Here is a 25,594-nt window from a genome sequence, read left to right as displayed (position 1 = left end):
TAAGCGGGCTTTTACTTTATATGGGATTAAGAAAGGTACATGCAGTTTAGTGATGTAATTTTAATCCATATAATTAGGGCAAACTTGACTGTATTTTGAAAAGTTTTGTCGCATCATTATTTCTGGCGAATAATAGGATTTCGCTTCCATCATTACGTGTGATTTTTGAAACACTTCTTACTTCACCGCTTATATTTATCCCAGTCTTTAATACATTAACAGGATTAAAGTTTCCTAATCCGTCACCAACAAGAACATCTCCTTTATTAGCATCATATCTTCCGTATTTTACACGTGTTCCAAAAAAATTGCCTGCTAAAATTAAATCTAAATGACCATCGCCATTAAAATCATCTGCCAGCATTCCATGTATAGGTGCAAACTGGGTGGTTGCTGGTAGTGGAGATAATTTAAAATTTCCTTCCCCTAGATTCTCCATATAACTGCTTGCAAAATTATTAGCTTTATAAAGGGTAGCTTCTTCCAACTCTTTATTAGTGAAAATATCAGTGATCTTGGCGGAAGCATAATCGGAATAATTCACATACTTTGTCTTTAACATATTTAATTGACCAACGAGATCATCTTTTGAAAAAACAGGATAATTTTCCCCGTCTACATAGGAGCACAAAATTGGATCTATAGACCCATTGTTATCAAAATCTTTAGCATATAGAGTAACGGGCTCTGCAACAGATGCCTTCAATTGCGAATTAAGCCCGAAATTGCCTATTACATAATCCAAATCTCCGTCATTGTCAAAATCCCCTTCAATAATGGCGTTCCACCAACCCTTGGAATCTTTAAGTCCGTTAGTCTCAGTTGTTTCAATTAATTTCCCATTTTGGCTCTCAAAAACTTTTATAGCCATCCATTCTCCAACCACAATTAGGTCTGGTTTTCCGTCTCCATTAGTATCTGTCCATAACGCATCGGTAACCATGCCGGGAAATTCCAAGCTTGGGTTTATAGAGGCTGTAATATCTTTAAATATCCCCATTCCATCATTCTCTAGAATATAACTTCTAGGACTGCTAGGATATCTTCCTGGTACTAGCCTACCTCCAACAAATAAATCCAGATCTCCGTCCCCATCTATATCCACAGCTTTTGCGACGGAGCCACTAGTTATCATTATAGGTAAAGCCTGCTTATTTCTTTTAAAATTCCCCTTTCCGTCATTAAAGTATATCCTGTCTTGAAGTTCTTCGGAATCTGCTTCATATTCATTTCCCCCACTCACTACGTAAAGGTCTATATGACCATCATTGTTGGCATCAAAGAATAGCACTCCAATATCCTCAGCGTCTTTCTCCTTCTCAAATATATTTTGATTGGTTGGTACAAATCTCCCCGCATTGGTCTGTAAAAATAGTTGGCCAGCCCTTCCTTTAGCGCCCCCAATAAACATATCCTCCAAACCATCTTTATTTACATCGGCTACTCCAATTTTTGGCCCTTGTGTGGAAAGTTTATGGGGTAAGAGTTGTTCTCTCTTAAAATCGTTAAAATTGTTTTCTTTATGGGTGTGCTTTAAAAGACTATCGCTGGTAACTTCATTAAACAAAGGATTTAAATTATTCTGAACATTGGTATCATAATTTTTCGCATTCTTTTGAAATACGGTTATTGTTTTATCTGATACTATATTGTTAAGAATTTCGGTTTTCCCATCGGGCCACTTTACGATTATTTCTTTTATTGTTTTATCTTCTCCAAGTCCAAATATTAAATTGTAATCTACCGATGATTGAAAACCTCTAGTAGGCATCATTTCCTGCACCATCTCCAAGGTCTTGGTCTTTACGATAACTTTGGAGCCAATACCGAAGGTATTCATACCTTCTCCTTTTAAATTAATTTTTACCGTTGCGTTATTGGTATGGATATTACTATTGTTCCGATAAATAAATGGATGTTCGTCAATATTATTCACTACTAGATCTAAATCGCCATCATTGTCCAAATCTGCATAAGCTGCGCCGTTAGATAATGATTTTCTGTTTAATCCCCAATCCTTATTTACTTTTGAAAATGTAAGATTACCGTTATTTTTATAGGTATAATTTTCCTCTAAGGTAGCTGGCATATTTTCCAGTAGGTCTGTGATAGCTATTTCTACCCCAGTCTTATTTTTATCAATTTTTTTCTGAACGGCATAGTTTAAAAAATCCATATTGGTATAATCCCGTTTTACTCCATTAGTAATATATAAGTCCTTATACCCATCATTGTCTAGGTCTGCAAAAAGGGCAGCCCAACTCCAATCGGTATTAGAAACCCCGGCAAATTGACCTATTTCGGAGAATGATTTCCCTTTGTTGTTTAGATGTAGCATGTTACGCATACTTTGATGGTAAAATCCGGAATTTATTAAAAAGCTGTTTTTATCATAATTGTCGGGGCCAGAAACCATTTTTAATCGATGATTACCTTCTGGGAGCATATCTAGGGTGATAATATCAGTATACCCATCATTATTTATATCGGCAATGTCCGATCCCATTGAAAAATGAGAGGTGTGTCCAATATACTCCTCCAAACTCTCATTAAATGTGCCGTCCTGATTATTGACGTACAAATAGTCCTGTTCATTAAAATCGTTAGATATATAAATATCTGGCCAGTCGTCATTATTTATATCTGAGATTGCAATTCCTAATCCAAAACCCAATACATTAGAGGTTAATCCTGCTTCTTCGCTTACATCAACAAACTTTCCATTATCATTTCTATATAATCTATCTTCATAATCTGGGTTTCTCTTCTGTTTAAGTGTATTAGAGAGCTTACTAAAGCTAGCGTATTCCTGTACAGAATGGTTTACTAAATACAGATCCAGATCTCCGTCTCGGTCATAATCAAAGAAGGCCCCTTGTGTTGAGTAACCTGAATCGTCTATACCATAGGCTGATGCCTCTTCTGTAAATGTTAAATCGCCATTATTGATAAATAATAAATTTTTACGTTTATGAGCGTCTTTGGCGGCGGATCTGCAAACATAAATATCTAAAAATCCATCTCCATTAATGTCCACCATAGTAACCCCAGTATTCCATAGACCTTCTGCGAACACCCCAGCTTTTTCTGCGATTTCTTCAAATTCCCAATCCCCTTTATTAATATATAGTCTACTTCCTACCATACTCCCCGTGAAATAGATGTCTTGGAGCCCATCATTGTTAAGATCCCCTATTGCTACACCACCACCATTGTAGATATACCCGTAGGTTAGAATATTAAATTCTTCGGTCTCTTTTAGTATAGGCTTAAATGTAATTCCAGTTTTACTGCCGGGTAATAAGGAAAACATGTTACTTTTATCTACTTGTTGGCAAGAAATTATTAGCGCCATAAAAGAAAATAAGCTGATTCTAAATATTAAGTTTTTCATGGGATTTGGTTAAAAGGGAAAGTTTATTGGTTGATAGGCACTTTGTTGAAATGGTTTCTTAAGCCTAGGAATAAATCTACAACTGTAAGTTAAACTATAAACACAAAACTCTAAGAGAGTATACTAATTATCGGTAATAAAAATAACGGCTGTGGTTTTATTATTATGCAAAAGACCTGTGGATTAAAATCCACAGGTCTTTATAATTAAAATTAGTTAATATTGATCTTATTAAAAATTAGGTGCGCCTGTATCCCACCATAGTCTCGTATTTATTTCGTCAGGTCCACCAAGTTTTTGAGTAGCATCGGCAACACCAGTGGCATTTCCTTCTCTTTCCGTTTGCACAAAGGGCATTCTTTTAATTGATTCGCCTGCTGGTACTACCCCCCAATCCGAATTACTACTGTTCTGATAAACTGGAGGAAGTTTAGGATAGCCTGTTCTTCTGTAATCTACCCATGCTTCCATTTCATTGGTATAGGCAGCAATCCATTTCTGGGTAATAATTTTTTCTAATTTTACTTCATTACTTGCAGATTCATCCCAAGCAACGGTATTTGTGATTTGATTTGTAAAATCGTTCACCGTACCAGGAGCCACAGGGTCATTATAATCTATAGGTAAGCTTGTGTTATCTGCCAAATAATCATCTACACCTCCAGCACCCCATAAGGCAAAGGAAGCGCGAACTCCGGCTTCATAATGAGTTTGAGCCATAGCTGCACCACCAGATCCTGCCCATTCGCGCAAGGCAGCTTCTGCTTTTAGAAAGTGGACTTCATCTGCACTCATAACTTTACGTTTGGTAACTTTCGCAGGCTCATTAAACTCTGGGTTAAGAGTAGAGAAGCTTAAACGGTCATCCTTAGCTACTATTTCAGCGCCGTTTCGAATACCTTTATAAGGCCAATCTGGATGATCACTTACCAATGACATATCTTCAACTGGTGAAAAGAATTTTTCAATTCTGTTGTCTTTATAGCCAATTAGGATAGACTCCATAGTAGCGCTCATCCTAGTATCACCCCATTCAAAGGCAATTTGGGCTGGATGGAATTTTGCACCATATAATGAAATATTAAAGTTATCATCATTGGATTCAATCAATCCTGCAGAATCTGCCAAGGCTTTTTCTCCTTCTGCTTTTGCCATTGCGGGCGCTACCTTAGAAATACGCATTGCCAATTGTAATCGCAAGGAATTGGCATATCTGGCCCATTTACTAACATCCCCATCAAAACTAGCATCAAAATTCTTTAAGCCAGGATAATCGGAATTGGCCTTGAATTCTGCAATAATCCTATCTAAGTCTACAAAAAAGGCAGTGTAAAGAGTTTCTTCATCATCGTATAAAGCATTCTCAGTTGATCCATAATTGGTATAAATAATAGGGCCATAATAAGTAGTAACACGGGACATGGAAATAATCTTTATCAAATTCGCCCACTCCACAAATACAGTATAACCACCCTCTTGTGCAATTTCTATAACTTGTTCTGCCGGTGCCATAACATTGTCATATTCTCTAGCCCAATACCCGTTCCAACGGATGTAGAACGTAGTGTTGTTTACACCTCCCACAAACGGGGTAGGGGTAGCCAAATGTTGAGAGAAGGTAACATTGGTTAAGTTATGGTCTATTTGATTACCGAAAATCTGACTTAACATGGAAGGATAAAACGCCCCAACATGATTAAAATCTTCCTGTAAAGATTTACCCGAAAGTTGATACGGATTGGTGTTGGTTTCTTCAAAATCCGTGGTACATGCACTTATGGCAAATACCATTGTAATTAGATATATTAACTTTTTCATTTGTTATAAATTAAAATGTTACTTTAAGATTAAAACCATAAGTACCTGTTGAGGGTAGGTTGAAATTATCCAACCCCTGTGAATTTCGAGTTGTGCTCATTGCCAATTCTGGATCAAAAGGAGCTTCCTTACTGATAAAGAATAGGTTGTTTCCAATAAAGGATAAAGTAGCTGCTTTGATAGGAAGTCCCAGTTTGTCAACATCTATATTATAACCTAGAGATAACTGGCTCAATCTAATATTAGTACGGTCATATACATAAGCCTCTCCAACCCCGTTACGATCTCCAATGGCCCTATACCAAGTTTCAGCCCCTACAGTTGTAATAGCACTTCCCGAGGTCTTGTCCACACCGTTAACAGTAACGCCACCAGCATCACGCGCATCCGCAGATCTTTGCGATACCCCAGCGCCATCTAACATGGACTCTGTTTGACTAAATACCTTACCTCCGAACTTACCATTAATTTGAACACCTAAATTGATCCTTTTATAACTAAAGTTGTTATTCCAACCTAATGACCATTCTGGGTCTAAATTCCCAATAAATTCGGCTAAAGGAGTCCTAGTAGGTTTACCGGCATCAAAAACAATACGTCCTTGTTCATCTCTTACGTATTTACGAACGTAAATATCATTAAAAGAACCGCCTTTTTTTAATTTTGAGGTATACCCTTCAGAGGAACCTAGGTTAATTTCCTTATCATCATCTGGACCTAAATCCACGATTTCATTAACGTTTTTTGTGAAATTGAAGGCCGTTACCCATTCTACATCATCTGTTCGTATAGGAGTTGCACTTAAGGTTATTTCCACCCCTTTATTGGTAACCTCTCCAGCGTTGATAAATTTAGTGGTATATCCACCTTCAGACTCGGATTGTAACAAGGGGATTTCGATAAACTGATCATTACTAATTATATTGTAGTACGTAAAATCAAAAGCTAAACGGTTTTGGAAAAATCGCCAATCGGTACCAAACTCCAAACTAGTAATGATTTCAGGTTTTGCATCAAAAAATGGTTTAACCGTATTTCTATTCACACCGCCATTTACGGAAATAGAATTTTGAGGATTTATTCTATTAAATGGCACTTCGTTACCTACTTGGGTATACGATGCCCTTAACTTCCCAAAACTAATATTCTCTGGTAGGTTAAACATATCACTTACAACAGCGGTAACTCCAATTGAAGGATAAAAATAAGAGTCATTTCCTGTAAGCGCCAAAGTGGACGCCCAGTCATTTCTTCCTGCAAGATCTAAAAATAGCATTTCTTTATATCCTAACTGAACGTTGGCAAAAACTCCTTGTTTAATAACGGAACCACCATATGTTGACTGTACCTGCACATTGTTGGGTAAGTTTTGAAATAAATACTGATTGGGATATAATAAACCATCGGTTCCCGTATTAACGCTTACTCCGTCCCCATAAATTGTTTTCTGATAACTTCCACCAAGTACTCCATTAAAGCTTATAGTTTCAGATAAATCGGTGTTGTAAGTAAGGATGACATCGGTATAGGCTAACTTATCATCATATTTTTTATAGTCCCAAGCTCCTTTAGGATGAACGTTGGTGCTATTGGATGTTGCTGCATGTTGCTGTTCATATTCTTTTACAGCATAGTCATAGTTCCCTCTAACTTGTAATGCAAGTTCTTCCGTGATGTCATAAGCAATATTTAAACTACCAATGATCCTTTTACTCTCGTCCGTTCTAGGTTCCTTATTAATTATCCAATATGGATTTGACTGATGATGATCGCTAACAAACCAGTTTTGTGCATATAAATTTCTATCTTCATTAAAAACTTGATAGTTATTCTTAAAATCATAAAAATTACGATTTCTGGGGAACATATAAAGTCCAGTAAGCGGATTTAAGTAATATCCAGAAGGCAACCTGTTCTTAGTTTCTTCTAAGGCCATAATTACATTGGAAGTAACAGTAACCTTATCGTTAAACATTTTTGTAGATTGCTTAAAGGTAAAGTTGTTCTTTTGATACTTGTTTTCCGGGGTAATACCAGAAGCAGTTGTGTTTCCATAAGAGAAATAGGCTGAAGTCTTATCATTACCACCACTAACAGTTAAGGTGTTATTGAAATTATGACCTGTTTGAAAAAACTCTTCTACATAATTATTTTGATAATCCCCTGGTGTTGTAGACCAACTTTCCTTTGCGTTTCCAATAGCTCCATATTTAAACTGAAGATCTGGAAGTTCTAGGAAATGCTCAAAGGTATAACCAGAATTTAATGTCACGGTAGTTTTTCCAGAAACACCTTGTTTCGTGGTTATAAGAACAACTCCGTTTGCACCTTGGCTCCCATAAAGTACGGCAGCGTTAGATCCTTTAAGGATACTGATACTGGCAATATCATCTGGATTAATTGCCGATAGACCATCTCCACCGTCAGTGCCACCCCACATACCTGGTTGTGATCCCTTATTATTTGCCATAGGAATACCATCTATTACAAACAACGGAGAGCTATCTCCGCTTAAAGACTTATTTCCTCTTAGTACTATTTGGGTAGAACCACCTGCTCCAGAAGTACTCTTCTTAATTTCAACACCTGCGGCCTTACCAGCAATACTATTCATGAAATTAGGGTCCCTAGTTTTTGTTAACTCGTCAGATTGTACGGATTGTTGGGAATAGGTAAGCGCCTTTGCCTGTCTTTTGATCCCTAATGCCGTAACGACTACTTCGCCCAATTGTTCAGCGTCACCTTCCATGGAAACGTTTATGGTGTTTGAAGTACCAACGGAAATAGATTGGGATCTCATCCCTATAAATGAAAAGACTAAAACATCACCGCTAGAAGCTTCAATGGTATAATTTCCATCAAAATCGGTCTGTGTACCAACAGGGCTTCCCTGTACAAGAATATTTACACCAGGTAAAGGAGAACCATCGGTAGCATCAGTGACCACTCCGGTCAAAGTTTTATTTTGAGCCAGCAGGGGCTGAATCCCAAAAGCAAGTATTAAAAAGAATATCAGTTTTTTGAACATAATTAATCATTTTGAGTTAGAAATTGGTTGACTGTTAAAATTAAGTTAATAGCGAAAGTATGTTAAATATTTCACTTGACAAACAGATTTTATGTAAATGTGCTCGAGCACAAATTTGAAAAAGTCAGTATAACTCAAAATTTCGTATAATTCATCAATCCAGGATCTATTGGTTAGAGGTGGTACTTTGCGTTTTCTGAAGTAATAATATCGATGGGAAGATATTCATGTGTGGGCAGGCTTTTTGCAAAGAGGTAATGTTCTGCAGCGTATGCTATGCTTAAATAGGCTTGTCTATAAGGTTTTTGATGAATTAGGAAATCTATACATCCTTCTTGAAGGTACTTGGTGTTTTCTCTTAAAACATCATAACCAATAATTTTAAGGTCTTTATTGGTCTTGTTTTTAAAAACTTTTAGAAATTTATAGGCTTTAGCATTGGTAATAAAGAAAGCTGTTACTTCCGGATTTTCCTTTAAAAATAAGGATACATTTTCATTAAATCCAGTATCATCTACAGCGCTAAATGTTTTGGAAATAATATCGTGATCATTGGGATTATGCACTTTAAAATATTCCTTGAAACCATCTTCCTTTAACTCCATATGTGGCTCCTTATCGATATGGATGATGGCTATTTTGTCGTTTTTATTGATAATTCTTTCTATTAAACCCGCCGCAACCTTACCACTTTGATGAAGGTCTTGTCCGATATAAACGTAATCTATTACCGTATTAATTGGATTATTGAACGTGATAACCTTAATATTGGCATTCTTGCATGTTTTTAAAATCGTTTCGGATTCCTTTAAAAAATTAGGAACCATAATTAGGGCATCTGGATTGGATTTTAACAGGTTTTGCGATTGTTCCCAAAAAGAATCCTTACTACTAGGGTCATATAAAAATTCCTTTACTAGAATACCAAAGGGGTTGAATTCTTTTGATGCATCTATAATCCCTTTCTTGGCTGAAATCCAAAAGGATTCTAATTTGGGATCTGGAAGTAGAACACCAATTAAATAGGTTTTGTTTTTTTTTAAATTACTGGCAAGGAGATTTGGCTTAAAATCTATTTTTTTTAGTATTCTATCTACTTTTTCGTAGGCCTCCTTGGAAACATTCCCTCTCTTATGTAAAACCCTATCTACGGTACCCTTAGAAACACCGGCCATTTTAGCAATGTCCTTAATAGTATGTTTTTTATTATTCATTGGTAAAGATTAAGGAGAGGGCAAGGAATACGTTAGTAATGAATAGGTAAAAGAAATTATAAATATAGTAATATTCTTACGAAAGTAAATAAATTTCTTATTCCTATGATATCCTGAAGTTTCAGGATCCACACTACATCCATTCTAGTAGAGGCTACAGCTAATTTTTAAATTAGGGTGCTTTATAAAGTAGTTACAGGTTTAGATTACCCTCTCACCGGTGGCACTTTTAGCAAGCGATCAAAGCTTTCTAGGATAAAACTCAGTAAAATAACCAGCCCACATCCAAAAGCATTCAGCCATAAATAGGACATCCATTCATATTTATACCCTATAATAACAATGATCTGGGTAATTAGCGCAGCTACAAAAACAGCATTACCCTTAATATACTTAAAGAAGAAGGCAATTAAAAAGATGCCTAACACATTACCGTAAAATATTGATCCGATAATATTTACCAATTGTATTAAATTTTCAAATAGATTGGCATAGTTTGCAATTATAATTGCGATAACGCCCCATAATAATGTAAATAACTTAGAAGCTTTTACATAATGTAGTGGGGATGATTCTTCCCGTTTATTTCGCTTGTAAAGATCTAAGGCTGTAATGGTGCCCAATGCATTTAATTCCGAGGCGGTAGAGGACATGGCAGCCGATAGGATTACGGCAAGCAGAAGTCCAATTAGTCCCTTTGGGAGGTAGGTAAGAATAAAATGGATAAACACATAGTCCTTATCATTGGTTTCTATTTTTTGATCTGCCTTGGAGATAAGGGCCTTAGCCGCTTCCCGGTTCATCTTTTCCTTTTCGTTGATGCTAATAATCTGCTGTTTGGCATTTTGCGTAGCATCATATTCTTGGAGGTCTAACGCAGCTGAAAATTTATTTTGTGCAATTCTCTTTTCTACCTCCAAACTAAGATGCTCTTGCTCCAAGAGTTTGTAATCAGAAGCGTAGGAAGAGTTCATTACGGCTTTGGTAGCAGAGGGATTAAAGTTTAAAGGCGAGTGGTTGTACTGGAAAAACACGAAAACCATCACCCCAACCAAAAGAATAAAGAATTGCATGGGGATCTTCAAAATTCCGTTAAATATGAGCCCTAGCTGACTTTCTCGGACAGACCTTCCAGAAAGATAGCGTTGTACCTGACTTTGATCTGTTCCAAAATAAGCAAGGGAAAGGAATAGTCCTCCTGTTATACCACTCCAAAAAGTGTATCTGCTAGTTGTGTTAAAATCAAAATCCAATATATTTAACTTATCACTGGCCCCCGCTATCTTTAAAGCTTTGTTAAATGTGATGTTTTCTGGTAAAAAGCCCAAAATAAAGAAGAATGCTATAAACATTCCCGTCATTATAATGAACATTTGTTGTTTTTGAGTAACACTTACAGCTTTAGTTCCTCCCGTTACCGTGTAAATAATTACCAATATACCTATAATGATATTAAGTGTGTGCAAATTCCAACCCAGTACAGCAGATAAGATAATAGAGGGGGCGTAGATGGTAATCCCTGCTGAAAGACCCCGTTGAATAAGAAACAGTAATGCCGTTAGAGATCTTGTTTTTAAATCGAATCGATTTTCTAAAAATTCGTAGGCCGTGTAGACTTTAAGGCGATGATAAAGGGGTATAAATACAATACAGATAATAATCATAGCCAAGGGGAGTCCAAAATAGAACTGAACAAATCCCATTCCATCATGATACGCTTGGCCTGGTGTGGATAAAAAAGTGATTGCACTTGCCTGTGTCGCCATTACAGATAGTCCTATGGTCCACCATTGTGCTGACTTGCCACCAAGTACATAATCGTTTACATCTTTGCTGCCTTTTGTTTTCCAGACGCCAAAAGCGACAATAAAAAGCAGTGTACCCCCAAGTATAATCCAATCAATAGTTGCCATATTATTGGTTTGCGGTCATTATTAAGTAAAAGATGATGATATACAGTGCATTCAAGACAATGACTAAGGTGTACTCTTTCTTCCAAATGAATTTATCTTGCATAGTTATCCTTTTATTTATTCTCTGAATCTTTTTGACTTAGGGAAAGCATATTGGCAAATAGTCTATAAGCACCTATAACTCCAACAGGGAGTTCCCTAAAGAAACTCAATCCAGTATAAACATAATATCCCTCTCCATAAGGTGCAACAAGCAGACTACCTTTTATAGGGTCTTCACCATTATCTTGCATAGATAATATGGGAGTGAACTCTTTTGCCCATTGATTGGGGAAATATAAGCCGCGCTCCTGTACCCATCCATTAAAATCGTCTAGGGTTATTTTGTTAGGGTAATTTACAATTGGATGGTTGTTTGCCAGTATCTTCACTTCAGAATTTTCATCGGTTACCCGATCTCTAGATATGTTTAGGGGGTAGGGGGCAAGATTTTCCATGCTGGTCACCTTATTGTCGGTGGTATTATATTGAAGAATTAAGTTGCCACCATTCTTAACGTAATCCAATAAGTAACGTTGTTTAAACTTCAATTCGTCTATTACATTATAGGCTCTTATCCCTACCACAATAGCGTCATATTTTTTTAAAGATCCGGAATTTATCAATTCTGGTTCAATGAAGGAAACATCATACCCAATTTGCTTTAAACTAATGGGGATTTCATCGCCAGCACCTTTGATATATCCTATCTTATTACCTGATTTTTTAATGTCCAAACGTACTACCTTCGCTTCGGCGGGTAATAATATTGTTTGTTTGGGAATATGGTCGTAATCAATTTCAATCAATTCTTTAGAAATTTCCATGCCATCTACCCATATAATTGGGGAGATATAGTTTTCGTTCTCTGTTATTGGGGGAGTCAATAAAAAGCGAATAGTCTGTTTATCCCCTTTATTGGAAATTTTAAATGGTTTTGTCTCCTGATCTACCTTCCAACCTTCTCCAACGCGAAGCTGAATTTTGCCTTCTATATTATCTTTATGGGCTTGTATGGTTACGGGTATTTCTTTTGGTTGATCATCAGCAAAGATGATTACTTTATCCTTAAAACTGGCCGTAGCTTTTGGCAATATACTAAACGGCTGGTATATTTCTCCTTTATCCGGTTTGGAATACCTGTAGACCACGGGCTTGGTTATAGTAATCGGATATCCATTAAACTCAACTTCAAACATCACATGGAATGCAGCTGGAGTTTCAGGTTTACCAATTAGGCTTTGGTCGTGGACTTGGTACATTCCAATATCCCACTTTTCATTTAACCAATAGGGGTTAGATAGAGGGGTGTTGTTGGGTATTTGAAGCTCTAATTGAAACAATTCTCTCTTATTTTCCAGGAGGGGGATCAATTTTGTCGTTCTTGGCGTGTTCGTCAAAGCGACACTCTTAAGCACAATTTTAGAATTACTTCTGTTGACGGCTTCAATATTTACAGTTGTTTTTCCGCCTTGGTACATCGTTGGCTCAGCAACAGTAGCCTCTAGAAATAATCCGCTTACGGAAAGGATAATATGCTCAAGTTCTTTTAGTTTAATATTGCGCCAATGATCATCTTTCACCTTTTTTAACTCCTTATATCCCGCCAATAGCTCTGGTAAATGGATAGAAGGGTCCTTGAAATTAAAATTATTCTCCAAATCATATAGAATCTCCCCTACAGCTTCTCCACCCTCTATTCTGGACCAACTGGTGTTAATCCCTTCAAAAATATTGGACCCGTTACTTGGAAGGTCTCCTTTAAGGAGCTCTAGATATTCCATTTCACTGCCACGGTTGCTCATTCTCCCAAAACCTTGACATAAATGTTGGCTACTGGCAAGGGCCGCAATTTCATTGTTAGATAATCCACTTAAAGGATAATAGGTTCCAACGTCGAAATTTAGCATATTGGATTTATCGGAATTTTTAAAATTTTCTTCGCTACCATAGAACCACCACGAGGTATTAAAAAATAATCGTTTGGGCTGCCATATAGAGGTAGAGTTTAGATGTTCGGGATAAAGTGTTGGATCCGCAGCCATATCAAAAGCCTCAACGCTTAGCATTGCGGACGAAGTATGATGTCCGTGAGTGGAACCTGGAGTGCGATGATCAAACCGGTTAATAATTACATCTGGTTTTAGATTACGGATAATCCAAATCATATCGCGCAATACTTCATCCTTTTTCCAAACTTTGAGCGTCTCTTTTGGATGTTTGGAATAACCAAAATCATTGGCTCTAGTAAAGAATTGACTACCTCCATCTATGCGTCTCGCCGCTAGCAGTTCTTGTGTTCGTAGTACGCCCAATAGCTCTCGAAGTTCTGGTCCAATTAGATTTTGGCCACCATCGCCACGTGTAAGGGAGAGGTACGCGGTTTTAGCTTTTACTTCATTGGAAAGATAAGAAATGAGTTTGGTGTTTTCATCATCTGGATGCGCTGCCACGTACAATGCCGTACCCAAAAAGTTCAGTTTTTGTAGTGAATGGTAAATATCCGATGAACTACTATATTTGGGTGATTGCGATAGAATAAGGTTGCACGATATTAATATTCCAAAAAAGAATACCCAAAAAGAGCGCATATAATGTTGTTTTAGTTGGTTTTCAAATATAAAAATATATGTGAGCTAGAGTTGAATTTTACGAGTTCTTTAACAGTCTACAAATCACTGGAATTATCCATAGATTGTTCGTAAGTGGCTGCTAAACCTATTGCTTTCTGGAGCATTAAATTGTTGGGATAGGTAAAGAGTTCCCCATTTTTCCTCCTGAGATGAATGTGAAAAGCCCTTATATCTTCAATTATATAAATTTCATTTGGCAATTCTATCTCTTTGTCCATTATTTTAATCCTATCCCCAATTTTAAAAGGGAAGGAGAAAAACAAGATAATTCCGGCTGTAATATTACTTAAAATGGACCATTGTGCAAACAATGCGACCCCTATTACTGCAAAAACTGAGGAGAATACCAGCCCAATTTCCTTGAAATCTACTCCCCAAATTAGGATTAGAGCAAGAATGCCAAAACCAGTTAGACCAATAGTAGAGTATTTTACGATCAAGCGAGTTCTAACTTCATTAATGTCGCTAAGTTTACCAACTTTTCTGATGGTTTTCGCACCGAAATATTTTAATATCATCAGTGTTAGTAAGCATAGAACAGTACCTACCAGTTCGTTCTTATATTCAAGGTAAAATGATTCCATATAATAATCTATAATCCTAAACTATCACGCAAAAATACATCACTATTTTTGTTTTCTTGCCAATATGCGCGCTTTAATGTTTTTATTTTTAAAGCTTTAGAAGTGAGTATAATGCCGTCTTTTTTACCGCCGCTTTTATAGCTTTCCGTCCAACTTTCTATGCTATAGGGGAATGAGTTTGAAAAGTTAATGGATAATGTCCTTTCCAAGGTAGGGTAATTAATTGTATATGCACTTTTATCATCTGTGACCTCTAAATTCGCGTTTGCCTCATAGGCCATTACCTTTTTATGTGCCATGCGTAGATATTCCAAAGAGGGGATAATTTTAATTTTTCCAATAGGCAGGTTACTGGGATTTATGCGAATCTTATTCCATAGCTCATTTTCCAAGTGCGCTTTTTCCAACTCTTGGTATTGGTCTCCTTCCGATTCAAAATAGGAATAAGAATTCACTTCAAACTGTGATCTATTATTTAATTGTGTAAATACCTGTCCACACCATTCCTGAACGGATGAGGTTAGTTTAGTAGCATGTTGGTTGTCATAAACAGGGTAAAAGCTGCTACTCATAATGGAATAGGGGTAAATTCCGGTCAAAAAGTTTTTGGTGCTGTTTAGTTTTAATACGGATATATGGTCTGCATTGGGTCTATCCGGTTTTACCTGCTTATCTGCCATAAATGGTTCGGTGACAAATATTAAAACGGCTTTACCTTCCCTTATTTCGCCATATTGTGCCTGCTCTAGTTTGTATGAGGTGATTTCTGCCTTTCCACTATACCAATAGTCCTTAAATTCTTTAGATAAGGTTCTCTTTTCGGTTTCAGCTTTGGAGGGAGTGGTTTTTGTATTGCCCACAAAGCCATCTTTTGCTGATTCGTTTTCTTTTTTACAAGAACCCAGTGCAGTAATAGTTAGGAGCAAGACAACTAAGTGAACGGTTCGTATACGTTTGAATTTCATATAGAAAGGATTTTCTATAAAAATATTCAAAATAACCTAAGCTACCATGGTCATTAACATTTTATAGACTAAATGGGTAGGTAGGCCTACCACATTGGAATAGGAACCTTGGATATCTTCTATTCCTATAAGACCAATCCATTCCTGAATCCCGTAACCCCCAGCTTTGTCAAAAGGTTTAAAATGATCTACGTAATGATTGATTTCTTCTTCCGATAGTTCTCTAAATTTCACTTTGGTCTTATGGGCAAATGTTTCCTGCGTTATTGGTGTGGTAAAGCATACCGATGTAATTACTTCATGCCAATCGTTGGAAAGTGTTTGTAGCATCTGCACGGCATCTGCTTTGTCTTTTGGTTTTGCCAAGGATATTCCCTTATGCCAAACCACGGTGTCGGAAGTAATGAGAATGTCTGTTTCTTTAAGCTTGCCCTTAAATTGAGCAGCCTTTAAGGCTGCCAAATAACTAGAAATTTGATCTCCTTGTAAGTGAGGGGGGTACACCTCATCTACAGGAATGGTCTGAACCGTAAATGGGATGCCCATTTCTTTAAAATACTGCTGCCTTCTAGGAGAGGCGGATGCTAAAATAATAGTGTGTTTGTGAAATTTATCCTCTAACATTGATTTAATCGTTTTTTGCGCTAAAGTTATCGGCCCAATGCCCCCTAACTTTTAAAACTTGTTCTATAACATCCCTAACGCAGCCATCGCCCCCATTTTTATGGGAGATATACTTAGAAACTTCCTTTACCTCAGGAACCGCGTTCTGAGGGCAACAGGGTAATCCAGCTAGTTTTAAGGGTGGAATATCGGGAATGTCATCACCCATATACAATACATTTTTTGGGTTAATATTGTATATGTCCAGATATTCGTCAAAGGGGTCTATTTTATGATGTGCGCCCATATGAATATCCGTAACGCCTAGATCCCTTAGTCGTACACGAACTCCTTCATTGGTACCTCCAGAAATAATGCAGACATTGTAACCTTGCTGTATGGCAACTTTTAAGGCATAGCCATCCTTAACATTCATGGTTCTTAACAATTCCCCTTCCGAGGTAATCATAACCTTACCATCGGTAAAGACACCGTCCACATCAAAAATAAAAGTAGTAATGTCTTGTAACAGCTCCTTATAGCTCTTTTCCATATTTTTCACTAATCGATTTGCTTATCAAGGTGTAAATATCCTTATTATTTTTAGTTTTAAGTTGCTTTAAATGATTTTCAATAGTACTAAAATCATTTCTCCGTGCAGGACCTGTTTGTGCATCGTAGGGAGTTATGTAATCCAACTTGTTTACGGTCTCCTTTATTAATGGAATAAGAATCTGGAAAGGTATGTCATTGCCTTTGCATATCTCATGGCCAATATGGAATAGGTGGTTGGTGAAATTATTGACAAAGACGGCCGCCAAATGCAGGGACTTCCTTTGCTCCGAAGAAACTTCTTGAACATTGTTAGAAATTATGTTCCCCAATTGTTCCAGCAATTTAAGGTCGTTCTTGTTTTCTGCCTCAATACAAATGGAAACCGACTTAAAATCAATTTTTTTTCCAGCGCTAAAACTTTGTAGTGGGTAAAAGACACCTCTTCTGTTTTTAGGGTCCAATGCATTTAAGGGCACGCTTCCTGAACTATGGGCTACAATCCCTTTTTTATTTATTAAGGATTTGGCCACTTCTGGGATGGCATCGTCACTAACTGCAATCAGGTATAGATCCGCATCCAAAATATTTGCAAAATCTGTACTAATTTCCGCCATTTTATTAAAGTAGGAAAGTTGGTCCTTGTTTCGCCCAATTACTTGGAGGATTTTTATTTCATTTTGGTCTAAAAATGTATCGAACAAATGTTTGGCCACGTTGCCCGATCCCAGAATTATTATCGATATCATATTCAAAAGTAATTAATCCATCAAAACTACATCGCTTTACAACAAAAGAAAAATAAGGTTTTCCTGATTTTTTTTGATAATAGGTAAGAACTTAACCCTATAAAACTGAGAACGAAATAACGTATACTAGAATTAATGTTTTAAACCACATTTTGTAACTTACGGGATAGGAGTTTATTCAATTATTTTATGGAATCTTAGTTTGTGATCTATTAAATTAATCAAATAAATCTTAGACCAAAGTGTGAAAGGTGATAAATCGTGCTAGGAGAGATAAAATGTTGAAAACTTATTAGCAAATCAAAGTAATTTCACATGGATTTTGAGAATATGATAATGGGTGTCAATTAACAAAAAATTCACTTATTAAACCTATTAATATATGTATTTTTGGGCTTTTATATTAAACCATATCTCTCCAGGATGACCGAATTTTTAAAGAAATTTTTCTTTTCCACTCGATTAATGTCTGTTTTATTTATTGTTTTTGCCACAGCCATGGCTTTCGGAACCTTTATCGAGAGTTGGTATAGTACCGATACCGCTCGAATTTGGATCTATAATGCTACTTGGTTTGAAGCAATTATGGTATTTTTTGTAATCAATTTTATTGGAAATATTTCGCGGTATAGATTGTTGCGAAAAGAAAAATGGGCCGTTTTATTGTTACATCTTTCTTGGATATTGATTATAGTAGGGGCATTTGTTACCAGATACATCAGTTTTGAAGGGATGATGCCAATAAGAGAGGGAGCGACCGAAAATGTTTTCTATTCCGATAAAACATATTTAACAGTCTATGTAGATGGAGAAATTAATCAAGAGCGCAAAAGAAAGATATTGGAAGATGGGATTTTAGTGACCGCTCAGGCGCTTAAGTCAAACTTACCATGGAACTCCGATTTTAACGGTCAGCCCTTCACTATTTCCTATGTAGATTTTATAGAGGGTGCCAAGGAAGGATTGGTTGAAGATCCTAACGGAAAAGAATTCCTAAAAATTGTAGAATCTGGAGAAGGGGAAAGGCATGATCACTATTTGGAGAATGGAGAAGTAGCTAGTATCCATAATGTGCTTTTCGCACTGAACAAACCTACACCTGGAGCAATTAATATTACAACGGTTGATGGTGAATATATGTTAGAATCGCCTTTTGAAGGTCAGTTTATGCGAATGGCCGATCAGATGGAGGGAGAGGTTGTTAAAGACAGCTTGCAGAAATTCCAGCTCAGATCTCTTTATAATATGGCGGGAATGCAATTTGTAATACCAGAACCATTGGTCAAAGGAGAGTATGGGATTGTAGAAATACCTAAAGAAGATAGAACAGAGAACGACTTGGACGCTTTGGTTCTAGACATTACAAGTAATGGGGAAACTGTCCGTAAAAAGCTATTGGGAAGCAAAGGAATGTCGAGCTTCTCAGGTGGATTTAACGTAGGCGGATTGGAGTTCAACATGAGTTATGGTTCCAAAGTTTATACCTTGCCATTTGCCATAAAGTTGAACGATTTTATAGCCGAAAGATATCCCGGGACCGAAAATAGTTACTCTTCTTTTATGAGTAAAGTAACGGTACAGGACGAGCGACCATTTGATTACGATATTTATATGAACCATATTTTGGACCATAAGGGATACCGCTTTTTTCAAGCGAGTTTTCATCCCGATGAAAAAGGAACGGTATTATCGGTCAACCACGATTTTTGGGGAACATGGATTACATATATTGGTTACTTTTTATTGTACACAGGGCTAATGGGGATAATGTTTTTTGGAAAGACTAGGTTTAAAGATCTAGGGGCTTCCTTAGAAAAATTAAAAAAGAAACAGGCGAAAATGACGACCTTGCTTTTGTTGGGAGCCGGATTTACCATGACGGCACAAAATCCAGCAGCTGCAACAGATCACGCTCATAGGAATACGCCAACAGCAGAACAGATAGATTCCCTGTTACATGCCATAACCCCTTCCAAGGAACATGCTGCAAAATTTGCGGAATTGGTTATACAGGATGCGGGTGGTCGTATGAAGCCTATTAACACCTTCTCATCGGAACTATTGCGAAAACTAAGCCTTAGGGATAAGTATACCGACTTTAACTCGGATCAAGTATTCCTTTCCATGATGTTAAACGCACCAGCATGGTATAATGCGGAGTTTATTGCATTGGACAAAAAAGGACAGAATGATAGTCTTAGAAATATTATAGGGGTACCGCACGATAAAAAATATGTTAAGGCAACCGATTTTTTTGATGCACAGGGTCAGTATAAATTATCTCCCTATCTAAAAGATGCATATAGTACAAATACTCCAAACCAGTTTCAGAAAGACTTTAAGAGTATTGATGAGCGATTAATTCTATTAAATAGAGCTCTAGGAGGTGAAATTGTAAAGATTTTTCCCCTGTTGAACGATGAAAATAACAAATGGATTTCCGCTGTGGAGTTTAGGGGCGGACAATATCAAGTTTCTGATTCCCTATATGCAAACTTCATAAAAAATGCAGTACCATTTTATTTAATGAGCTTGGAGAAAGCTGTAAATACTGGAGACTATTCAGAAGCCGATAAGTTATTGGCAGCATTTAAAAAGAATCAAGAAAATCACGGTAGCGAAGTGTTACCTAGCAAGAATAAAGTTAAAGCTGAAATTTTCTACAATAAAGCTGATATCTATAATAGGCTATATAAATATTATGCGTTGACAGGATTGTTAATGTTTACCCTTTTAGTCTTTCAGATTATTAGAGATAGAAAGGCGCTTCGCTTTGGTATTTCAGCTATAAAGATAATGATTTACCTCTTCTTCATTGCTCATACCCTTGGTTTGGGTCTCCGTTGGTATATATCTGGACATGCCCCTTGGAGTGACGCCTATGAGAGTATTCTTTATGTTTCTTGGGCAACCTTAGGAATGGGATTATTGTTCGCTAAAAAGAGCGATATGACAGTTGCCGCCTCTACATTTGTAACGTCTATGTTATTATTTGTGGCGCACCAAAGTTGGGTAGATCCATCAATTTCTAATTTGGTGCCAGTTCTGGATAGCTATTGGTTAATGGTACACGTGTCTATTATTGTTGGTAGCTATGGACCATTAACAGTGGGAATGATATTAGGAGTGGTCTGTCTTATCTTAATAACACTGACCAATGAAAAGAACAAAGAAAAAATGAAATTGAATATTCAGGAACTTACCATAATCAACGAACTCTCCCTTACTGTAGGATTGGCAATGTTGACCATAGGAAATTTCCTTGGTGGACAGTGGGCCAATGAGAGTTGGGGGCGTTATTGGGGTTGGGATCCAAAAGAAACTTGGGCATTGATTTCAATTATGGTATATGCCTTTGTTCTTCACGTTAGACTAGTTCCTGGATTGAGGGGCAATTGGACCTTTAACTTTTTAAGTGTTATTGCTTTTGCAAGTATCATGATGACCTATTTTGGGGTGAATTTCTATTTAGTAGGTCTGCATAGCTACGCGAGTGGGGCACAGGTAATTACCCCAACCTTTATCTATTATACGGTCTTTGGCGTATTTGTATTAGGAGCTGTAAGTTATTGGCGATATAAGAAGCATTATGCCAAATAACATCAACTTAGGGATTAGAAATTAGGCTTTATTGATTTTGTTTAGCCAAACGGATATTTTTACTGCCGATATATATTGAGTTTTGCTGTGCGATACTTTAAATTTATTTTTTGCTGCAATAGGTAACTTGAGTAAATTGGTGTACAAGCATTTTTTGTAACTTTAGCGACTATAGTCTCTTTAACATAAGTCGGTAATATGGATCAAGATAAAAAAGGTTTGAACACGGTTTGCACCCATACAGGGCAATTAGAAGATAAAACATATAAAGGGGCTGTTTCTCCTCTGTATATGGGTACGTCCTATGCATTTGAAGACGTAGATGTAAAACGGTATCCTAGATATTTTAATACCCCTAATCAAATAGGGTTGGCAAAAAAGATTGCGGCCTTGGAAAAAGCGGAAGCTGCCCTGATTTTCGGTAGTGGAATGGCTGCAATTAGTACTTCCCTTCTTGCATTTCTTAGGGCCGGTGATCATATTGTTCTACAAAAAACCTTATACGGTGGTACTTATAACCTGGTTACGGAAGAATTTGAAAAATTTGGTATTTCATATTCTTTTACAGAAGGGTTGAAAGCAGCTCATTTTGAGGAGAAAATACAGGATAACACGAAAGTTATTTACATAGAGACTCCGTCCAATCCCTTATTGACGATAACGGACCTGAAAATCGTATCCAATATTTGCAAAAAGCACGGAATTGTATCTATGATAGACAATACATTTGCTAGTCCGGTAAATCAGAATCCGTTGGATTTTGGAATTGATATCACGATTCACAGTGCCACTAAATATATGGGAGGGCATTCGGATATCTGTGCAGGGGCGGTTGCCTCTTCGGAAAAGAATATGCAACGTATTTTCCATTTGGCTAAAAATTTAGGAGGTAGTCTAAGTGATTATACAGTTTGGTTATTAGAAAGAAGTATTAAAACTATGGGTATTAGGGTAAAAGCTCAGAATGAGAATGCGTTGCGGATGGCTCAATATTTGTTGGATCATAAGGATATTGAAACCGTTTACTATCCAGGACTGCCTTCTCATCCAGACCATGAAATTGCTAAATCGCAAATGAAAGGGTATGGAGGTATGCTGTCCTTTGAACTTAAACCCGAACTAAGTGCTTCCAGATTCCAAAAATCCTTAAGATTGATAAAACCCTCTATGAGCCTTGCCGGTGTAGAAAGCACTACGCTTACCCCAGCACTGACCTCACATTCCTTATTGAGTGCGGAGGAACGAAAAAGACAAGGAATTGCAGATGGTTTAATTCGTTTTTCGGTAGGTATTGAAGAAACTGAGGATCTTATACAAGATATAGAGCAAGCCTTGAAAAAGGTGAAAGAGGAACGTGAACAGTCGGTTTAAAAATTATGATAGCTAATAAGTACTAGAACTTATAATTTAAAGACAGATACAATCTGGTTTTTCTAGATATAAAACTATAATATTCATTGATGAAATTAGATATATTAGTGTTCGGAGCACATCCGGATGATGCAGAGTTAGGTGCAGGTGCTACGATTGCAAAAGAAGTAGCAAATGGTAAAAAAGTAGGAATTGTAGATTTAACGCGTGGTGAACTTGGTACGCGTGGGTCTGCGGAAATTAGGGATCAAGAAGCTGCAGAGGCAGCAAAAATTCTGGGGGTAGCCGTGCGAGAAAACCTTGGTTTTGCAGATGGTTTCTTTGTTAACGATAGGGAACATCAATTAGAGATAATTAAGATGATTCGTAAATATCAGCCAAATATTGTTTTATGTAACGCAATTGATGATCGTCATATAGACCATGCGAAAGGAAGTAAATTGGTGAGTGATGCTTGTTTTTTAAGTGGATTAATAAAAGTGGTGACTAAATTGGAAGGTGAAAGCCAAGTGCAATCCGCATGGAGGCCTAAATTGGTGTATCATTATATACAATGGAAAAATCTGAAACCTGATTTTATCGTAGATGTATCCGATTTTATTGAAGTGAAGACACAAGCAATTATGGCCTATGGCTCCCAATTTTACGATCCGAAAAGCAACGAGCCTGAAACACCTATAAGTAGTAAAACCTTTACTGATAGTATTAACTATAGAGCCCGTGATCTAGGACGACTAGTTGGTGTGGAGTATGGAGAAGGTTTTACGGTAGAAAGATGTATAGCAGTAAAAGATTTGGAAAGCCTTATTTAAGCCGATTTTCTAGATTGTACTTTCCCGTTGGGAAGGGTAATGTAAAAAGTGGAGCCCTTGTCAACTTCACTATGTACCCATAAGGTGCCTCCGTTCTTGGCCACCATTTCTTTGCATAGGGATAGACCAAGACCAGTACCTTTTTTCATTGTTGGTACCATAGGTAGTATAATTAGCATTCTCATTTAGAATTATCTCCTGAATATCGGGAGAAATACCTTTGCCGGTGTCCTTTATAAAGACCTCTACACAATCTTTCTTTTCAGAGGCGCCAAAGGTGATGTGGCCATTGTTAGGAGTGAATTTTATTGCATTGCTCAATAGATTACGAAACACTATAGATAGCTGATTCTTATCTGCCCTTATACAAGTACCATCGGGTATTAAATTTTCTACTGTGATCATTTTAGAACTAGCAAGCTCGTTCAGAAGATCTATATTGGTCTGTACTAGGTTTGCTAATAGCACATTGGAAGGGTTTGTTGTAGATGCATTCATTTGTGATTTACCCCAGGTAAGTAAGTTGTTTAGGGTAAAGGAAATATTATTCACATCCTTTTTTAATTTTGGGACAAACGAAATAAACTCCTCCCTATTCAGGTCTCCGCTATTAAACATTCTCAATACGTTTTCTAATGCTCCTATAGGACCACGCAGGTCGTGGGCAATAATCGAGAAAAGTTTGTTTTTGGTTTCATTGGACGCTTGTAGTTCCAATTTCCTTTGCTCTAGATCTTCCTTTTGCTTTTTTAATTCTTGGATCAATCTTTTTTGGGTTTTTTCTGCCCTAATAACAATAAACGCAACAATGGCCATTATTAGAATTATAGCTAAGGAAAAGTAGATATAGATTTTCTGCTTGGCCAAGGCTTTTTCATTCTCTTCTATAAGTGCCTCTTGTTGAATCTTATGATCAATTTTCGTTTTTAATAAATTTAGGCTATTTCTATTCTCATCTCTAGATAAGTTGTCCGATATTTCTTGATAAATCTCATGATATTTTAGGGCCGTGGCATAATCTTGTCTTTTTTTATAAATCTTATAAAGGGTATGTGAACCATCCATTGATCCTTGCATAGATTTTATTTTCTTGGCAGTGCCATAGGACTTTAAAGCTAGGTCTAATGCCAAACTGTCGTTTTTAAGGGCAAAATGTGCTTCAGCCATACCATTGTATAAGTCAATAATGCCTCTTTCATCTTGAAAATCCTTATGCAGTAAATTGCTTTCACCATACCAATAAAGTGCCAATGAATATTTTTTCTGCATTAAATATATTTTACCTTTTACCATATAGGAATGTGCAAGCCAGTCCCAAACTTCATTTTTTTTGAATATGGCAATACTCTTGTCAATATATATAATAGCATCTTTAAAATTATGCATTTCCGTATAGGTGTACGCTAAATTGCTCAGGGTTTGGGCAGAGGTGATGTTATTGCCGATACTTTCGTTAATATGTTTAACTTTTTCGAAAAAATATATGGCCTGGCTATAGTCCTTTTGTGAGGTGTATAAATTTGCGATGTTTTCATTAAGGATAGACTCCATTGTTTTATCGCCCTTTAGCTCTGCCAGTTCTAAATTTTCTAAATATCCTTTTAAAGCTAAAGAATAATCTCCGTTATACATATGTTCGGAGGCCAAGTTGTTCCCAATGCTAATGATTAATTCAGCGTCATCAATATTTTTTGCCAAAACTATGGCCTGTTCATATGTATTAATCGCATTTGCATGTTCACCTCTATCAGAATAGTAGTCCCCAATATTAATTAATGCCCAACTTTCTTCTTTTTTGTCTCCTATTTTCTTACTTAATGAAAGCGCTTCTTTGGACACTATTAATAGGCTATCGGGATTAACAAATCGCAAGGCGCTTCCTAAATCGTTTAAAAGGGAAGCATAATACGTTTCCTTGTTGATAATACTTGCTCCATTTCTAACTTCATTTATCTGATTAATTAATTCTTTTGCAAGGCTCTCTTGGCCCAATAGAGAATGTCCATGAAAAAATAAAATTAGGGCTATGGCAATTACTTTTAATTTCCGCCACCAATAAATGATATCTCCTAGGCTATGCATAAATAAGAATTCACTACATTTTATGATAAATATATTATCCTACTAAAGGAAAAAATAAGAATTGTTGTGAAAGTAAGTTTTATAGTTGTTTTAACATTAAAAAGGAGTTATTTATCGATGATTGACATGATATTTGATTGAGGAAAGCGATAAACGTTTAATTAGTCACTATTATAAAAAATAAAAGTGATTTTATTTTGCCCGATGAAACAAAAAAATTATCTTTGCCATCGCTTA

Annotated in this window: 16 protein-coding genes; 3 read left to right on the top strand and 13 right to left on the bottom strand. The window is 36.7% G+C overall.

What is annotated here, in order from left to right; all coding sequences use genetic code 11:
• Positions 1–73: 73 nt before the first annotated feature.
• The 11 genes from G466_RS21465 to G466_RS0105040 all read right to left on the bottom strand — a co-directional run bounded on the left by G466_RS21465 (position 74) and on the right by G466_RS0105040 (position 17,492).
• Positions 74–3,394 carry a VCBS repeat-containing protein gene (locus G466_RS21465; protein WP_205622025.1) on the bottom strand — a complete coding sequence of 1,107 codons (3,321 nt, stop codon included), beginning with the start codon at positions 3,392–3,394 and terminating at the stop codon, positions 74–76.
• 231 nt (positions 3,395–3,625) lie between these two features.
• A complete protein-coding gene (locus G466_RS0105085) occupies positions 3,626–5,212 on the bottom strand; it encodes a SusD/RagB family nutrient-binding outer membrane lipoprotein (RefSeq protein WP_026812685.1) in 1,587 nt (528 codons plus the stop codon).
• A gap of 10 nt (positions 5,213–5,222) precedes the next feature.
• On the bottom strand, positions 5,223–8,240 hold the full coding sequence (locus tag G466_RS0105080; RefSeq protein WP_026812684.1) for a SusC/RagA family TonB-linked outer membrane protein: 3,018 nt from the start codon (positions 8,238–8,240) through the stop codon (positions 5,223–5,225).
• Between the two features lie 173 nt (positions 8,241–8,413).
• A complete protein-coding gene (locus G466_RS0105075) occupies positions 8,414–9,454 on the bottom strand; it encodes a LacI family DNA-binding transcriptional regulator (protein WP_026812683.1) in 1,041 nt (346 codons plus the stop codon).
• Between the two features lie 206 nt (positions 9,455–9,660).
• The gene (locus G466_RS0105070) at positions 9,661–11,367 is read right to left on the bottom strand and encodes a sodium:solute symporter (RefSeq protein ID WP_026812682.1); all 1,707 of its coding nucleotides are present in this window, start codon (positions 11,365–11,367) and stop codon (positions 9,661–9,663) included.
• Positions 11,368–11,480: 113 nt separating this feature from the next.
• On the bottom strand, positions 11,481–13,997 hold the full coding sequence (locus tag G466_RS0105065) for a PIG-L family deacetylase (RefSeq protein WP_026812681.1): 2,517 nt from the start codon (positions 13,995–13,997) through the stop codon (positions 11,481–11,483).
• Between the two features lie 77 nt (positions 13,998–14,074).
• Entirely contained in the window at positions 14,075–14,623 is a 549-nt protein-coding gene (locus G466_RS0105060; protein ID WP_026812680.1) for a mechanosensitive ion channel domain-containing protein, read from the bottom strand.
• Positions 14,624–14,631: 8 nt separating this feature from the next.
• Complete coding sequence (locus tag G466_RS0105055; RefSeq protein ID WP_026812679.1) at positions 14,632–15,588, bottom strand: hypothetical protein; 957 nt, start codon at positions 15,586–15,588, stop codon at positions 14,632–14,634.
• Between the two features lie 36 nt (positions 15,589–15,624).
• Positions 15,625–16,212 carry a Maf-like protein gene (locus G466_RS0105050; protein ID WP_026812678.1) on the bottom strand — a complete coding sequence of 196 codons (588 nt, stop codon included), beginning with the start codon at positions 16,210–16,212 and terminating at the stop codon, positions 15,625–15,627.
• 4 nt (positions 16,213–16,216) lie between these two features.
• The gene (locus G466_RS0105045; protein WP_026812677.1) at positions 16,217–16,744 is read right to left on the bottom strand and encodes a KdsC family phosphatase; all 528 of its coding nucleotides are present in this window, start codon (positions 16,742–16,744) and stop codon (positions 16,217–16,219) included.
• Positions 16,728–17,492: a Rossmann-like and DUF2520 domain-containing protein gene (locus G466_RS0105040; protein WP_026812676.1), complete on the bottom strand. Its 765-nt coding sequence runs from the start codon at positions 17,490–17,492 to the stop codon at positions 16,728–16,730. The genes G466_RS0105045 and G466_RS0105040 overlap by 17 nt, the downstream gene beginning before the upstream one ends.
• Before the next feature lie 423 nt (positions 17,493–17,915).
• Between G466_RS0105040 and ccsA the strand changes: the two genes are divergently transcribed.
• The 3 genes from ccsA to bshB1 all read left to right on the top strand — a co-directional run bounded on the left by ccsA (position 17,916) and on the right by bshB1 (position 23,275).
• A complete protein-coding gene (gene ccsA, locus G466_RS0105035) occupies positions 17,916–21,092 on the top strand; it encodes a cytochrome c biogenesis protein CcsA (protein WP_026812675.1) in 3,177 nt (1,058 codons plus the stop codon).
• A 198-nt stretch (positions 21,093–21,290) separates the two neighbouring features.
• A complete protein-coding gene (locus G466_RS0105030; protein ID WP_026812674.1) occupies positions 21,291–22,463 on the top strand; it encodes a trans-sulfuration enzyme family protein in 1,173 nt (390 codons plus the stop codon).
• Positions 22,464–22,552: 89 nt separating this feature from the next.
• Positions 22,553–23,275, top strand: coding sequence for a bacillithiol biosynthesis deacetylase BshB1 (bshB1, locus tag G466_RS0105025; protein WP_026812673.1), 723 nt, complete (start codon positions 22,553–22,555; stop codon positions 23,273–23,275).
• Here the strand turns inward: bshB1 and G466_RS24685 are convergent.
• Positions 23,272–23,382 carry a hypothetical protein gene (locus tag G466_RS24685; protein WP_169720734.1) on the bottom strand — a complete coding sequence of 37 codons (111 nt, stop codon included), beginning with the start codon at positions 23,380–23,382 and terminating at the stop codon, positions 23,272–23,274. The genes bshB1 and G466_RS24685 overlap by 4 nt on opposite strands.
• Entirely contained in the window at positions 23,345–25,357 is a 2,013-nt protein-coding gene (locus G466_RS21460) for an ATP-binding protein (RefSeq protein ID WP_051315528.1), read from the bottom strand. The genes G466_RS24685 and G466_RS21460 overlap by 38 nt, the downstream gene beginning before the upstream one ends.
• Positions 25,358–25,594: the final 237 nt, after the last annotated feature.

The organism is Arenibacter certesii DSM 19833, from assembly GCF_000429545.1.
Classification (GTDB): domain Bacteria; phylum Bacteroidota; class Bacteroidia; order Flavobacteriales; family Flavobacteriaceae; genus Arenibacter; species Arenibacter certesii.
Note: the sequence above shows the minus strand (reverse complement) of the source record. Positions and strands in the feature narration are given on the sequence as shown.

What these genes read in the sequence shown, in the direction of transcription:
- G466_RS21465 (WP_205622025.1), bottom strand. Translation starts at nt 3,394, where the DNA reads ATGAAAAACTTAATATTTAGAATCAGCTTATTTTCTTTTATGGCGCTA.
- G466_RS0105085 (WP_026812685.1), bottom strand. Translation starts at nt 5,212, where the DNA reads ATGAAAAAGTTAATATATCTAATTACAATGGTATTTGCCATAAGTGCA.
- G466_RS0105080 (WP_026812684.1), bottom strand. Translation starts at nt 8,240, where the DNA reads ATGTTCAAAAAACTGATATTCTTTTTAATACTTGCTTTTGGGATTCAG.
- G466_RS0105075 (WP_026812683.1), bottom strand. Translation starts at nt 9,454, where the DNA reads ATGAATAATAAAAAACATACTATTAAGGACATTGCTAAAATGGCCGGT.
- G466_RS0105070 (WP_026812682.1), bottom strand. Translation starts at nt 11,367, where the DNA reads ATGGCAACTATTGATTGGATTATACTTGGGGGTACACTGCTTTTTATT.
- G466_RS0105065 (WP_026812681.1), bottom strand. Translation starts at nt 13,997, where the DNA reads ATGCGCTCTTTTTGGGTATTCTTTTTTGGAATATTAATATCGTGCAAC.
- G466_RS0105060 (WP_026812680.1), bottom strand. Translation starts at nt 14,623, where the DNA reads ATGGAATCATTTTACCTTGAATATAAGAACGAACTGGTAGGTACTGTT.
- G466_RS0105055 (WP_026812679.1), bottom strand. Translation starts at nt 15,588, where the DNA reads ATGAAATTCAAACGTATACGAACCGTTCACTTAGTTGTCTTGCTCCTA.
- G466_RS0105050 (WP_026812678.1), bottom strand. Translation starts at nt 16,212, where the DNA reads ATGTTAGAGGATAAATTTCACAAACACACTATTATTTTAGCATCCGCC.
- G466_RS0105045 (WP_026812677.1), bottom strand. Translation starts at nt 16,744, where the DNA reads ATGGAAAAGAGCTATAAGGAGCTGTTACAAGACATTACTACTTTTATT.
- G466_RS0105040 (WP_026812676.1), bottom strand. Translation starts at nt 17,492, where the DNA reads ATGATATCGATAATAATTCTGGGATCGGGCAACGTGGCCAAACATTTG.
- ccsA (WP_026812675.1), top strand. Translation starts at nt 17,916, where the DNA reads ATGACCGAATTTTTAAAGAAATTTTTCTTTTCCACTCGATTAATGTCT.
- G466_RS0105030 (WP_026812674.1), top strand. Translation starts at nt 21,291, where the DNA reads ATGGATCAAGATAAAAAAGGTTTGAACACGGTTTGCACCCATACAGGG.
- bshB1 (WP_026812673.1), top strand. Translation starts at nt 22,553, where the DNA reads ATGAAATTAGATATATTAGTGTTCGGAGCACATCCGGATGATGCAGAG.
- G466_RS24685 (WP_169720734.1), bottom strand. Translation starts at nt 23,382, where the DNA reads ATGGTGGCCAAGAACGGAGGCACCTTATGGGTACATAGTGAAGTTGAC.
- G466_RS21460 (WP_051315528.1), bottom strand. Translation starts at nt 25,357, where the DNA reads ATGCATAGCCTAGGAGATATCATTTATTGGTGGCGGAAATTAAAAGTA.